This is a genomic window from Caulobacter sp. DWR3-1-2 (genome assembly GCF_049896225.1).
Classification (GTDB): Bacteria; Pseudomonadota; Alphaproteobacteria; order Caulobacterales; family Caulobacteraceae; genus Caulobacter.
In genome coordinates, this window is record NZ_JAFCTW010000003.1 from 63,691 (window position 1) to 76,966 (window position 13,276).

8 protein-coding genes are annotated in these 13,276 nt (G+C 66.9%); 3 read left to right on the forward strand and 5 right to left on the reverse strand.

What is annotated here, in order from left to right; all coding sequences use genetic code 11:
• Positions 1 to 11: 11 nt before the first annotated feature.
• Complete coding sequence (locus ACP696_RS04905; protein ID WP_426043580.1) at positions 12 to 4,091, reverse strand: translocation/assembly module TamB domain-containing protein; 4,080 nt, start codon at positions 4,089 to 4,091, stop codon at positions 12 to 14.
• Between the two features lie 104 nt (positions 4,092 to 4,195).
• Complete coding sequence (locus tag ACP696_RS04910; protein ID WP_426015095.1) at positions 4,196 to 5,983, reverse strand: autotransporter assembly complex protein TamA; 1,788 nt, start codon at positions 5,981 to 5,983, stop codon at positions 4,196 to 4,198.
• A gap of 299 nt (positions 5,984 to 6,282) precedes the next feature.
• On the opposite strand from ACP696_RS04910, the gene ACP696_RS04915 reads away from it, so the two are divergent.
• From ACP696_RS04915 to ACP696_RS04925, 3 genes are read left to right on the forward strand one after another with little or no spacing between them, the layout of a single operon-like run.
• A complete protein-coding gene (locus ACP696_RS04915) occupies positions 6,283 to 7,749 on the forward strand; it encodes a circularly permuted type 2 ATP-grasp protein (protein WP_426015107.1) in 1,467 nt (488 codons plus the stop codon).
• A gap of 31 nt (positions 7,750 to 7,780) precedes the next feature.
• On the forward strand, positions 7,781 to 8,722 hold the full coding sequence (locus ACP696_RS04920; protein WP_426015097.1) for an alpha-E domain-containing protein: 942 nt from the start codon (positions 7,781 to 7,783) through the stop codon (positions 8,720 to 8,722).
• Between the two features lie 28 nt (positions 8,723 to 8,750).
• Positions 8,751 to 9,734, forward strand: coding sequence for a transglutaminase family protein (locus ACP696_RS04925; protein ID WP_426030229.1), 984 nt, complete (start codon positions 8,751 to 8,753; stop codon positions 9,732 to 9,734).
• A gap of 136 nt (positions 9,735 to 9,870) precedes the next feature.
• On the opposite strand, the gene ACP696_RS04930 is transcribed toward ACP696_RS04925, so the two are convergent.
• The 3 genes from ACP696_RS04930 to cysT form a co-directional block, all read right to left on the reverse strand.
• Positions 9,871 to 10,890 (reverse strand): sulfate/molybdate ABC transporter ATP-binding protein, encoded by a 1,020-nt coding sequence (locus ACP696_RS04930; RefSeq protein WP_426043512.1) that lies wholly within the window; start codon positions 10,888 to 10,890, stop codon positions 9,871 to 9,873.
• 115 nt (positions 10,891 to 11,005) lie between these two features.
• A complete protein-coding gene (gene cysW / locus ACP696_RS04935; RefSeq protein ID WP_426043513.1) occupies positions 11,006 to 11,857 on the reverse strand; it encodes a sulfate ABC transporter permease subunit CysW in 852 nt (283 codons plus the stop codon).
• Positions 11,857 to 12,726, reverse strand: coding sequence for a sulfate ABC transporter permease subunit CysT (gene cysT / locus ACP696_RS04940; protein ID WP_426043581.1), 870 nt, complete (start codon positions 12,724 to 12,726; stop codon positions 11,857 to 11,859). Before cysT ends, cysW begins: the two co-directional genes overlap by 1 nt.
• Positions 12,727 to 13,276: the final 550 nt, after the last annotated feature.

Consider the following 13,276-nt stretch of genomic DNA (forward strand, 5'->3'; position numbering starts at 1 on the left):
CGGAAGCCAGATCATTGATAGTCTTTTCTCCACCGCACCGAAAGCTGGGCGTCGCCTTGGCCGCCGATTTTGGAGACCAGCGACAGGGTCCGGCGAATACGCCACTCGACCTGAGCGGCGGGACCATCGCGCGCGCCGCCGATGATCTCCACATAGACGTCGTCGGTGACATACTTGCCGCCGGAAACCGTCATACCCGTGGCGCTTTCGGCGAAGGACAGCCGGTCCAGACCGGCCAGGCTGCGCAGGTTGCCGATCACGTCGAAACCCCCGCCGCCGGCCAGGGCCGCGAGGGCCGAGGCCAGTTGCGCGGCCTCGATCGGGGACAGGTTGGCGGCCGACGATCCAAACAGCACCTGCGACAGCACCTCGTCGCTCGGCAGTGCCGGCTTGGAGGTCAGCGTGATCTCGGGCTTGGCGGCCGTGCCCTGAATGCGCACAACGGCCGTCAGGGTCGGGTCTTCGCGGACCGCCGTCAGGTCCAGCCGGATACGGTCGAGCTGGGTGGCCAGGCGCACCACGCCCTCGTCCGCGAATTCGAACCGCTTGCCGGCGAAATCGTACTCGCCGCGCACGATCCGCGCCTCGCCGTCCAGCGTCGGGCTGTTGGTCGAACCGCCGACATGGGCGTCCAGCGACAGTTCGGCGTCGAGCCCCCGGCCACGCACGAAGATCCGGCGCGGAGCCTTCAGGGTAACGTCCAGCGTCATTCCCGAACCCGGCGTGACCTTGCGTGGCTCGACGCCTTGCTGCAGGTCGGCTGGGCGATTGCGTTCAACCACATCCATGGACGCCACGCCGACTGGCGTCTTGGTCTGGGCCGAGACGTCGGCGCGGTCGAGCACCAGGGCGCCGGTCAGCTTGACCTTGCCGTCCGCGCCACGGTTGATCGTCGTCTGGCCGGTGGCCGTGGCGGAGGCCAGGTCGTTGTCGATGACCTTGAAACCCTTGAGGTCCAGGCGGAAGCTGCCCACGCCACCGCGGGCCAGGCTGATGCGCCCGGCGCCCGACAACGTGCCGCCCTGCCCGTCGCCAGCCGTCGCCTTGCTGACGTCGATGGCGTTGTCGGCCAGCGCCACGCTGACATTGACGTCACGAAGGCTGAAGCCCGTCTGGCCGTCATCCACCCGGCCACCCTCAAGGCTGGCGCGACCGGTCAGGCGGGGATCGGCGAGGGTGCCGGCCAGCGAGCCATCGGCGTCAATCTTGCCCGACACGCTGCGCTCGGAACTGCCAAGAAGATCCCACAGGGGTTTGATTTCGCCACGAGCCTGGAAACGACCAAGCACCTGTCGGGTCCGATCGATCGCCAAGTGGAACGGCTTGGCCGAGGCCACGGTGGCCAGGGTCACATCTGCCTGGGCGCTCAGGCCCTGGCTATTGGAACTGGTGGCGTTGATGGTCATCTGGCTGTCGCGCAGCGCCCCACGAATCTGAGCGTTCAGCGATTGTTCAGGCTTTGAGCCGCGCTCCCGGGCTCCCGTCAGCGTGGCGTTGAAATCACCCGTCAGTACGGGACCAGAACCATTGAGCGTGGCGCGGGCATCGATCCTGCCGACCAGGTCTGAGTTCAGGGCGGTCAAACTTACTCCGACCAGTTCCGCGCGCAGCGTGGCGAGGTCGCCGCCGACATCGGCGTCCAGGGCGGCCTGGCCGTCACCGACGGCCAGCCGTAGGCGCGCGCTGGTGCGGGGGCCACCGAAGCGGATTTGCGCCGCTTCGCGCGTCTTGACCGTCGTTCGGCCCATGGCGCCGTTGGCGTCGAGGGCGAGCAGATATTGATCGCCCGCCTCGCTCAGCACGCCCGACCCGGCGAGCGTCCAACGCCCGGATGGCGCTTCGCCGCGCGCGTCCAGCGTCAGCGGTAGGCGGTTCATGGGCCCGAACGCCTTGATCGCCGCGTGACGGACCTTCCAGGCGCCGCCGACCACATCATCGGCGACGAGGTCGATCTGCGCGGCAGGACCGGCCGCGCTATCGACGATCTTGGCCGTGCCCTTCACCGCGCCCTGCGCCAGAAAGGCCCCAGGGCCGACGTTGACGGTAAGGTCCGCGGTCGCGGGGTGGCCGCTGCGTAGCGAGACCGCGCCCTTGGCCGCGGCCCCGCCGGCGTCGACATCGAGGTCGGAGAGCTCAAGTCCGCCCTGCGCGAAGTTGAACGCCGCGTGGCCACGCGCCGGACCATAGGTACTGCCAGCGTTAATCGTCACCACGCCGTCGGCGCCATCGGCCCGCTTGGCGAAAGACAGCACGATGTGGGCGTCCTTCAACGGCAGGCGCGGCACGTCGATCGAGTCGAAATCAGCGATCAGGTCGGCCTTGGGCGCCGTGAGCGTTCCGGTTACCGCGCCCGTGCCCTTGGCCTTGCCGGCGATCTCCACCGGACCAGCGCGGAAGGGTCCTGTCGCCGTCCAATCCAGCTTGAACCCCAGGGCGGGTCCCGGACCAAGCACACCCGAGGTCCGCACCGAGGCGGCGGCGCCGTCGAGCTTGGCGTCGGCCACCGACAGGCGATTGTCCGCCCAAGCCGCGCGGGCTTCCAGACGCGGAGTCTTGCCCAGCAGGCGATCCAGCTCCGAAAGACCCGAGGCGAAATTGGCGCCTCGGGCGTCGGCCGTCAGCATCCACGGCTTGCCGGCCGACTGGCTGGCCGACCACTTGGCGGTGACCTGGCCGGCCATGCCAGGCCGAACCGGCGCCAGGGAGCCAATCTTGGCCTCACCCTTGAACGAAAGGCCGCCCAAAATGCCTCGCTCGCCCTGGGCCAGGACCACGAGGTTGGGCGCATTCACCTTGGCCGAACGGATCAGGAAGCGGCCGTCCTTGAGCTGCGCCCCCTCGAACTGAACCGACGGCGTGCGCCCCAGCACGGCCAGCAGGCCCTCGCCCGCCCCGCCCTCGGTGGTGGCGTCGGCCTTGATCACCAATTCGCCGCGCCTCCAGGCGACGCTGGCCGGCCCCCTGGCGCGAGCCAGCCGATAGCCCAGCCAGGAGAGGTCGCGAACATCGACACGGCCGTCGATCGAGAAACCCTGCGCGTCGAGGCGAAACACGCCGTCGGCCACGCCGGCGCCCAGCTCGGGCATCGGCGTGATCTTCGACAGGTCCTTCACCCTGGCGTTGAACGCCAGGCCAGCGGATCCAGTGACGCGCTTGGCCAAGTCGGCCAGGCCATGTGCGGTAAGGTTCAGGTTCGGGCTGTCGATCTTGACGTCGAGATCGTTCAACGCGCCAGCCTTGCGCCCAACGATCGAGAAGGCGGCGTCCGCGCCGAACATCTTTTCCTCGCGATCGGTCAAGGTGGAGGCGGCCAGATCGATATGCCCGGCGGCCGAACCGCCCTGGGCGTTCCAGGCGCCGCCCGCCTTCAGCGGCGTGGCCGCGCCCGAGCGCGCCAGAACGGTGAAGGCGCCTTGGCTGGTGGTGCCGGTGGCCTTGGCGTCGAGGTCGAAAGGCCGGTCGGGCGACAGACCCAGCGCCCCGGCCAGGGCGCCGCCGTTGGCCTCCTGAGCCTGGGCGTCAAGCAGCAAGGTCTTGTCTCGGCCCAGGTCGAAGACCAGTTTCAGATGGTCACCGGCGTGCATGCGGCTAAGCACAGCCAGATTGCCCTTCTGCCCGCCGAAGCGCTCCGATTCATAGTCGCCGCTCATGTCGAAATCGCCGGCCTGACGGCTGAATTCCGGTCGCGTAACCAGGCGCAGGGCCAGATGGTCGATAGCGATCGACACGGGCGCGGCGCTCGACTTTCCCTTGGGCGTGAGAGTCGGACGGCGCAGCACGGTGACCTGGCGCGCCCGGATGTCGTTGGCGTGGAACCGTCGCCCAAACAGTTCAGTGGCCTTCCAGTCGACGCGTAGGTCGGCGGCTTCGAGCCAGACGCCCTTTTCGTCGCTGATCGTCAGGCGGCGCACGCCGAACTCGCGCCAGATATCGCCGCTCAGGCCCTCGATCTTGAGGCGGCCGATGCGGCCCAGCTTCAGGCCGCTGGTCCGCGCTTCCAGGAAGGCGCGCCCCTGCGGCGTGATCGCGCCGAAGCGGACGCCGCCTAGCAGCAGCGCGACGATCAGCACCAGGCTGACGGAGACGATCATCAGCAGGCCCGGCCAGCCAATCTTGCGCGCGACCTTGACCACCGCCTCTACGGCGGCTTCGGGCACGGTCTCTGGCTCTGTTTGGGGCGGCGGCGATGCGTCGGTCAAAAGCTTTGCCCGATGCTGATGTAGAGTTGGAACGCCGGGTCGCCCTCACGCTTGCTGAGCGGCATGGCGATGTCGGCGCGGATCGGGCCGAAACCGAGATCATAACGGACGCCAAGGCCGACACCGACCCCGAAGTCGTCGCCGCTCGGCCACTTGTCTACGCCGACGCCGCCGGCGTCGATGAAGGCCACCCCGCCCCAGTGCTCGGTGAAACGGTGGCGGACCTCGAGCGAGGTCTCCAGCAGCGAAAGCCCGCCTTGCGGCGTGGTGGTGTTGTCGATGCGCGGGCCGATGGCCTGGTAGGAATAGCCCCGCACCGAGCCGCCGCCGCCCGCATAGAAGCGCCGGGACGCCGGCGTTTCCGGCATGGCGCCGCCCAAGATCTGGCCGGCCTTGAACCGGCCGGCGATCACCGTCTTGGCGCCCTTGCCAAAGGGCAGATAGGCCGAGGTCTGGGCCTGCACCTTCAGGAAGGCCATCGTCGTGTCGCCGGTAATGGCGGTGGGCTCGCCCTGGACCTCCAGTCGCCAGCCCTTGGTCGGGTCCAGCACGCTGTCGGACTTATCCCAGGCGTAGGCGGCCGTCGTGGTCAGGGTCGCGAAGTTCTGGCGCGTGCTGGTGGTCAAGCCGTTTTCGGTCGTCAGCGAGTCGATCTGCGACAAGTCCAAGGCCACGCCATAGGTGCGATAGACGGTGGGGCGCAGGCGACGGGTCAGGTCGGCGCCGATATGGGCTCCAGTTTCCAGATAGGCGTCGGTGTCGTCACGAAAAATCGAGGTGTCGAGCTTGAGGGTTTGCTGGCTGCGCCGCCAATGCGGCAAGGCCAGTTCGGCTTCAAGTCGGCTGTCGAGCTTGGCCAGGCGGGCCGTCAGGGTGGTGGTGTCGGCGCGGCGGAACCGGTTGTAGCGGATCCACTTGGCGTCGACGCCGGGGCCGTCGGTAGACGAGTATCCCGCGCCCAGTTCGATCATCTTGGACTTCCGATCCGACAGCGTCACCATCACCGGGCGCAGGCCATCAGGGCGCAGCTTTTCCTTGGGGGCCAACGAGACGGAAACGGTGTCGTAGACGCCTGTGTCCCGCAGCCGGCGCTCCAATTCGGCGATGTCGTCGGGCTGGTAAACATCGCCCATCGTCCAGGGCGCCAAGTGCTGGACCCAGGCGGGGTTGGATCGCCCGTGGGTGACTACCTCCACGCCGTCAACCTTGACCAGGTCGCCGGCGGCGACTTGAAAGGTCGGGCGGACGGTGTGGTCGGCGTGGTCGACGATCACTTCGCGCGGCTCGGCGGCGGCGTCGGCATAGCCCAACTGCTGCACCTGCGCGACGACGCGCCCCTCGGCCGCCAGCACATCAGCGGCCCGCCCGGGTTCCCCCGGCGTCAAGCGGATGACGCTCTCGGCGCGCTTGACGACGCCCTCGTCCGGCGGCGCGCCGATCCAGGCCAGCTTCGGATCAGCGATCACGAACACCGGGCCTGGTATAATCTTCAGAACGGCGCGAGGCGGGTCGGCTTCGCTGACATCGGGCTCGACGACATAGCCGTAATACCCTTCAGCCCTGAGCACGGCGACGACGACGTCGCCAGCGTCTCGCGCCCGGCGCCGGGCTTCAGAGCGGCTTCGCGGCGGATTCTTCGCTTCCGACATGGCGCGCTGAATCGCCTCGCGGAGCGCACGATCCTCGACGCCTGTAATGGTCGCCGTGGGTTCGTTCGCACTGGCGTGGCCCGCGACCAACAGGGTCGCGACGGTTACGCCAAGGGCAAATCTCTTACGCACCAAGCCTTCAGGTCCCCGCGCGGAACGCCCCCGAACCCCTGTTAGTCGTCCCCCTGCCGCGTGTCACGCCACGAATGCAACGGAACAGCTTAGCCAAGCGCTTCTCTCGCCTGGCCAAAGGCGCCCAAATACTGGGCAGTCATGCACATCGAGATGACTCGGCGAGAAAAGCGCCGCTCGCGGCTGGGCGACGTTCTAGGTTGAGGCGAACATGCTGGCCCAATTCGGCGTGCAGGGCGGATAGAGTGGACACAGGCGTGGCGGCGAAAATTCAGGACATCGACAACTCCCCCAGCCTGCCCATGACGGGGGCGGCCTATCTGCCGGGTGTCCCCTATGACGAGATGATCGCCCAGGGCGGCGAAGTCCGGGGCCATTACGCGGCCTTGCAAACCCGCATCTCAACCCTCGGCGCCGGCGAGCTGGCCGATCGCCAACGCATGCTGGAGCGGTCCTTCCTGCTTCAAGGGATCACGTTCACGGTCTATGGCGCCGACAGCGCGACCGAGCGGATCATCCCTACCGACCTTTTCCCTCGCATCCTGCCTGCCCAGGAGTGGGCCAAGATCGAGGCCGGCCTGATCCAGCGCCTGCAAGCGCTGAACATGTTCCTGGCCGACATCTACGGCGACCAGCAGATCCTGATGGATGGCGTCGTGCCGCGCGAACTGGTGCTGGGCGCCCCTTCGTACCGCCGCGAGATGCAGAACGTCTATGTGCCGCACAAGTCGTACGCCAATGTCTGTGGCAGCGACCTGATCCGGGGCCAGGACGGCGAATTCGCCGTGCTGGAGGACAATCTGCGGGTGCCGTCTGGCGTGTCCTACATGCTGGCCAACCGCGACGCCTCCAAGCGAACCTTTCCCGGCGCCTATCGTGAGGCCGGCGTGCGGCCAGTCGAGCGCTATCCCGACCTGCTGCTGGCCACGCTGAAAAGCATGAGCGCCGATTGGCGGTCCAATCCGCAGGTCGTGGTGCTAACCCCCGGCGTCTACAACTCAGCCTATTACGAGCACGCCTATCTGGCGCGCTTGATGGGCGTGCCGCTGGTCGAGGGACGCGACCTCGTGGTCCATGACAACATGGTCTACATGCGCACAACCACGGGCCTGCGCCGGGTGGACGTGATCTATCGCCGGGTCGACGACGACTTCATCGATCCCCTCGCCTTCCGCCGCGATTCGTCGCTGGGGGCCGCAGGCCTGTTCAACGCCTATCGGGCCGGCAATGTGGTGATATGCAACGCGCCCGGCACCGGGGTGGCCGACGACAAGGCCGTCTACGCCTATGTGCCGGAGATCATCAAATACTACCTCGGCGAGGACGCCATCCTGCCCAATATCGAGACCTTCCTCTGCCGCGAGCCGGCCCAGCTGAGCCACGTGCTGGCCAATCTGGACAAGCTGGTGGTCAAGGCTGTGGGGGCGTCCGGCGGCTATGGCATGCTGATCGGGCCCCACGCCTCGGCCCAGGAGCGCTCGGACTTCGCCGACGCCCTGGCCGCAGACCCGGCCAACTACATTGCCCAGCCGACCATCCAGCTGTCGACCGCCCCCTGCCTGGTCGACGGCCGCATTGAGCCGCGCCACGTCGACCTGCGGCCCTTCATCCTGTCGGGCGAGAAGACCGTGGTGACGCCCGGCGCCCTGACACGGGTGGCCCTGAAGCGCGGCTCGCTAGTGGTCAATTCCAGCCAGGGCGGCGGCTCCAAGGACACCTGGGTGCTGTCGGAAGAGACGCCGTCGAACGGCGCGGGAGGCCTGGCATGATGTTGGTTTTTTTGAGTGAAGGGTCGCTCGTATGATGCTCGCTCGGGTGGCCGACAGCCTCTACTGGCTGGGCCGTTACATGGAACGGGCCGAGCACCTGTCGCGGCTGTCGAGCGTGATGCTCAACGCCACGCTCGACCAAACCGACGCCGGCGCCCAGGCCGTGTGGATCGCCCTGTCGGCCGTGGGCAAGGCCGAGAGCGGCGCCTTGGCCCCATTCGAGGCGGCTCGGTCGCTGGTGCTTGACCGGGCCGACACCAATTCGGTGGTCTCGTCGCTGGCGAGGGCTCGCGAAAATGCCCGGCAGGTCCGCGACCAGATCACCACCGAGACCTGGGAGCGGCTGAACCTGCTCTATCTGCGGGTCACCGACGAGAACGCCGGTCGCGAATTCGCCGACGGCTCGGCCAACTTCCTGCACGACGTGATTTCCGACGTTCACCTATTCAAGGGCGCGGCCGACACCACGATGAGCCATGGCGAGAGCTGGCGGTTCATGATGGTCGGGATGTATCTGGAGCGCGCCCAGTTGGTCTCGAGCCTGCTGGAAGTCTGCTTCGCCGAGGGACCGGGCCGGGTGATCAACGACCACATCGCCTTGGTCAGCCTGCTACGGATGGCCTGTGCCCTGGAGCCCTATCTGCGGGTCTATACCGCCGAGATCGAGCCGCGCCACATCCTCGAATTCCTGGTCTTCGACGAGGACTTCCCGCGCTCGATCCGTTTCGTCACCTCACGCATCGAGGAGCACCTGGCGATCCTGGCACGTCATACCGAGGCCAATGGCCGCACCGGTCCCGAGCGCCTGGCTGGCCGCCTCAAGGCCCGCCTCCAATTTGCGGACCTGGACGAGCTTCAGGCCCAGGGCGCCAGCGCCCTGCTGACCACCGTGGTCAACGAATGTTCGCGCATCCACGAAGCGATTTATGAGACCTTCGTGGCCTATCCCCTCGAAATGCGCCTGCCTGCTTAAGTCTGGGCCCGCTTAGAAAGACTCCGCCGTGCTGCTCGAGATCCGTCACATCACGCAATATCACTATGAGCGGTCGGTCCGCGAAAGCCTGATGGAGCTGTGGATGCAGCCCCAGAAGAGCGCGCGCCAGCGGCTGGTCAGCTTCGAGCTGGAGATCGAGCCGGCCGCCCAGGTGTTCTCCTACGCCGACAGCTTCGGCAACGCCGTTTATCACTTCGACGTGCCCCAGCCGCATGACGGACTGACCATCATCGCCCGCTCTGCCGTTGAGACCGAGCCCGTGCTGGAATGGCCCATGCCGCTCGACATGGGTGAGTGGGAGCGGCTGAAGAGCACCTTCGTGCGGGGCGAATGTTTTGACTACCTCCAGCCCCACGGCTTCGTGCAGGTCACCCCGGCGCTACAGGCCTTCATGGATGCGCACGATATCGAAGAACTGCGCCGCCGCGATCCGTTCTCGGCCGTCCAGGCGCTGTGCGACACGATCTACAAGGCGTTCGAGTATGATCCCGGGGTCACTGACGCCGACAGCCCGATCGATCTGGCGTTGGAGGCCAAGCGCGGGGTCTGCCAGGATTTCGCCCACATCATGCTGGCCATCTGTCGCTCGTGGGGCATGCCGGCTCGCTACGTCTCGGGCTATCTGTTCACCGACCGCGAGGCCGGCGACCGCTCCGATCCGGACGCCACCCACGCCTGGGTCGAGGTGTTCCTGCCCAGCTACCGCTGGATCGGTTTTGATCCGACTAATAATGTCATGACCGGCGAGCGTCACGTGGCCGTAGCGGTCGGCCGCGACTATGGCGACGTCACCCCGTCACGGGGGGTCTACAAGGGCGACAGCGAGAGCCATCTGGCCGTCGGGGTCTCGGTGCGCCGCGCCCGCGCCGCCGTGGCGGAACCGGAATTCCTGCGCTTGCCTCGGCCCTCCACGCCCTTCGGCGCCAGTCGCCGCCGCGCCAGCGCCGACGCCATCCGCGAGCACCAACAGCGTCAGCAGCAGCAGCAATAATAAATCCGCTCATCCCGGCGAATGCCGGGACCCAGATCCTGTCGCGGTGTGGTTGATTGGACGGTCTCAGAGCTTGTGGCGTCAGCCTCTAAGCCATGCCATCTGGGTCGCGGCGTTCGCCGGGATGAGCGGAATACTAAACCCCGAACACGTGCGTCCGGCGGGCTGACAGCCTTATCTCGCCGGTGAACTGGACGGCCTCGTCGCGGGCCACAGAGATGTCGATGCGGCGGCCGTCAAGCAGCGAGGCGTCGATATTGGCGAGTGGCCCCTGGATGACAACCCGCTCGACACTGGCGGGGAAACCGGCCGCGTCCAGCACCAGGTCGTGAGGTCGCACGAAGGCCACGGCCTCGCCGTCTGGGGCGTTCGGGGCCGCCAGCACGACCGGACCGGCGGTGAAGCGCTGGCCGCTCACCACGCCCTCGAAACGGTTGGCCTCGCCGACGAAGCCGCAGACGAAGGGCGTGGCCGGATGGTCGTGAACCTCGTCCGGCGTGCCGATCTGCTCGATGCGGCCGGCATTGAGGATCGCCACCCGGTCGGCCAGCTCCAGGGCCTCTTCCTGGTCGTGGGTGACGAAGATGGTGGTGACGCCCGTGGCGTCGTGCACCCGGCGCAGCTCCTTGCGCAGCGACTTGCGCACCGTGGCGTCCAGGGCGCCGAACGGCTCGTCCAGCAGCAGCACGCTGGGCTGCACGGCCAGGGCGCGCGACAGGGCCACCCGCTGGCGCTGGCCGCCCGACAGCTGCGAGGGATAGCGCTTGCCCAGGCCGTCCAGTTCGACCAGCTTCAGCAGCTCGTCGACTCGGCGCGCGATCTCTGCCTTGTTCGGCTTGTCCTTGCCCTTGCGGACGTCGAGGCCGAAGGCGATGTTCTTGGCCACGGTCATGTGCTTGAACAGCGCATATTGCTGGAAAACAAAGCCCACCCGCCGCGCGGCGGCCGAGGCGAAGGTCACGTCCTCGTTCTCGAACAGCACCTGGCCTTCGTCGGGAAATTCCAGGCCGGCGATGGTGCGCAGCAGCGTCGTCTTGCCCGAGCCCGAAGGGCCCAGCAGCGCCACGAGCTCGCCGTCAGCGATCTCGAGGTCGACCTGGTTCAGGGCCGGATAGCGCCCGAACTTCTTCTCGACGGAACGGATGGAGATGGTCATGGGATCAGTGCGTTCCGGTCATTCAAAGCGTTTTCAAGCGAAGTGGGGCGCGGTTCGCGTGAAGAAAACGCGACAAAACAAAAGAAGCTAGAGGGTGGTCGCATGCGATCGCCCTCTAGTGTCCGCCGCCGCGCTTGACGTCGGGTTGGGCGATCTCAAGCACGCCCTTCAGCACCAGGGTCAGGATCGCCAGCAGGCAAAGCAGGGCGGCGACCGCGAAGGCGGCGACGAAGTCGTACTCGTTGTACAAAATTTCCACGTGCAGCGGCATGGTGTTGGTCAAGCCGCGGATGTGGCCGCTGACCACCGATACGGCGCCAAACTCGCCCATAGCCCGGGCGTTGCACAGCAGCACGCCGTACAGCAAGCCCCAGCGCACATTGGGCGCGGTTACCCGCCAGAACGTGTAGAGGCCCGACGCGCCCATCGAGACGGCCGCCTCCTCCTCCGAAACCCCCTGCTCCTGCATCAGCGGAATCAGCTCGCGGGCGATGAACGGGAAGGTCACGAAGATCGTGGCCAGGATGATGCCGGGCGTGGCGAAGATGATCTTGATGTCGTGGTCGATCAGCCGCTCGCCGAACCAGCCCTGCAGGCCGAAGACCATTACGTACATCAGGCCCGCGACCACTGGCGACACCGAGAACGGCAGGTCGATCAGGGTGATCAGCAGCGCCTTGCCGGGGAAATGGTGCTTGGCGATCGCCCAGGACGCGCAGAGGCCGAACACCGCGTTGAACGGCACGGCGATGGCCGCGGTGATCAGGCTCAGCTTGATGGCCGCCAGAGCGTCGGGCGTGGCGATGGCGTCCAAGGCTGGTTGCAGCCCCTTGCGCAGCGCCTCGGCGAACACCGCCACCAGCGGCAGGATCAGGACGAGACCCAGGAAGACCAGCATCAGGGCGATGATCAGGACCTTGGCCCAGACGGGATCTTCGGTCGGGTGGCGCGCTCTTGTCGCAGCCATCAGCTGAACCTCCGCGACCAGGCTTGGACGGCGTTGATGATCAGCAGCATCAGGAACGACACGCCCAGCATCACCAAGGCGATGGCGGCGGCGTTGGCATATTCGAACTGCTCCAGCTGGATGATGATCAGCAGCGGCGCGATCTCGGACTTGTAGGGCATGTTGCCGGCGATGAAGATCACCGAGCCGTATTCGCCGACGCCCCGCGCGAAGGCCAGGGCGAAGCCGGTCAACCAGGCGGGACCCAGGGCCGGGAGGATTACCCGCAGGATGGTGTCGATGCGCCCCGCTCCCAGGCTGGCCGCGGCTTCTTCGACATCCGCCGACAGGTCGCGCATCACCGGCTCCAGGGTGCGGACCACGAAGGGCAAGCCGATGAAGGTCAGGGCGATGGTCACGCCGACCGGGTTGTAGGCGGCCTTGATCCCCAGCGGCGTCAGATACTGCCCGACCCAGCCATTGGGCGAATAGAGCGTCGCGAGGGCAATGCCCGCCACGGCGGTGGGCAAGGCGAACGGCAGGTCAACCAAGGCGTTGACCACCGACTTGCCCGGAAAATCGTAGCGCACCAGGGCCCAGGTGGTCAGCACGCCGAACACGCCATTTATCACGGCGGCCACGAAGGCAGCGCCGAAGCTCAGGCGATAGGCGGCGATGGCCCGTTCGGAGAAGGCGGCGGCGACAAACTGCGCTGGCGACAGGCTGGAGGCCTTGATGGCGATCGCCGACAGCGGGATCAGCACGATCAGCGACAGGATGGTCAGGGTGACGCCCAGCGTCAGGCCAAAACCTGGCAGGGCCGAGCGACGGCGAAACAGCGGACGACGCGCGGCCGGCGGGCGGGACGTGGAAATCGTCTCGGCGGTCATCGGGTGATCGTCGTCCAGTATCCGGCGGCGGGCTCCAAACGGAGCCATGAGAGACAGAACGCGCCAGACCGCGAACGGCGCCGGAACGTTGTGAAGCTGAGGCTCGGCTTAAATCCCCAGTGGCCCGATAGGGTCAACAGAGTTAGCCAAACGCGGTTTGCAGAAAAACTGTCTCCGAGTCCTCCCGCACGGGGGGAGGACTCCACGCAGATCGCCGCTGAAGGTGTTGGAAAGGGTCGCGGAGCGCCGGACGACGTCCGGCGTTTGAGCAGTTGTTACCGTTTCGACGAAGCCCGTTCGCTCCGCGCCATCCTTATCCGGAAGCCCGCGACGCTGAGCCCTGTTAGAGCCTCGCCGCCTTGAAGCCTCCGACGGGCGGGCCAGGTCAACGAAACCCGGTCCCGGACCGCGAGCGCGTCACCGCCCACCTGCTGCCTTTCGGCCCTCACATCACGTCGTATCTGTGTTCCACGCCCGACCGGCGCCAGAGATGTGAAGTCACGAGCCTCTCGCGAAACCCGCCGCCGACAGAGCTGCCCGCTCGATCGCC

What these genes read in the sequence shown, in the direction of transcription:
- ACP696_RS04905 (WP_426043580.1), bottom strand. Translation starts at nt 4,091, where the DNA reads ATGATCGTCTCCGTCAGCCTGGTGCTGATCGTCGCGCTGCTGCTAGGC.
- ACP696_RS04915 (WP_426015107.1), top strand. Translation starts at nt 6,283, where the DNA reads ATGACGGGGGCGGCCTATCTGCCGGGTGTCCCCTATGACGAGATGATC.
- ACP696_RS04920 (WP_426015097.1), top strand. Translation starts at nt 7,781, where the DNA reads ATGATGCTCGCTCGGGTGGCCGACAGCCTCTACTGGCTGGGCCGTTAC.
- ACP696_RS04930 (WP_426043512.1), bottom strand. Translation starts at nt 10,890, where the DNA reads ATGACCATCTCCATCCGTTCCGTCGAGAAGAAGTTCGGGCGCTATCCG.
- cysW (WP_426043513.1), bottom strand. Translation starts at nt 11,857, where the DNA reads ATGGCTGCGACAAGAGCGCGCCACCCGACCGAAGATCCCGTCTGGGCC.
- cysT (WP_426043581.1), bottom strand. Translation starts at nt 12,726, where the DNA reads ATGACCGCCGAGACGATTTCCACGTCCCGCCCGCCGGCCGCGCGTCGT.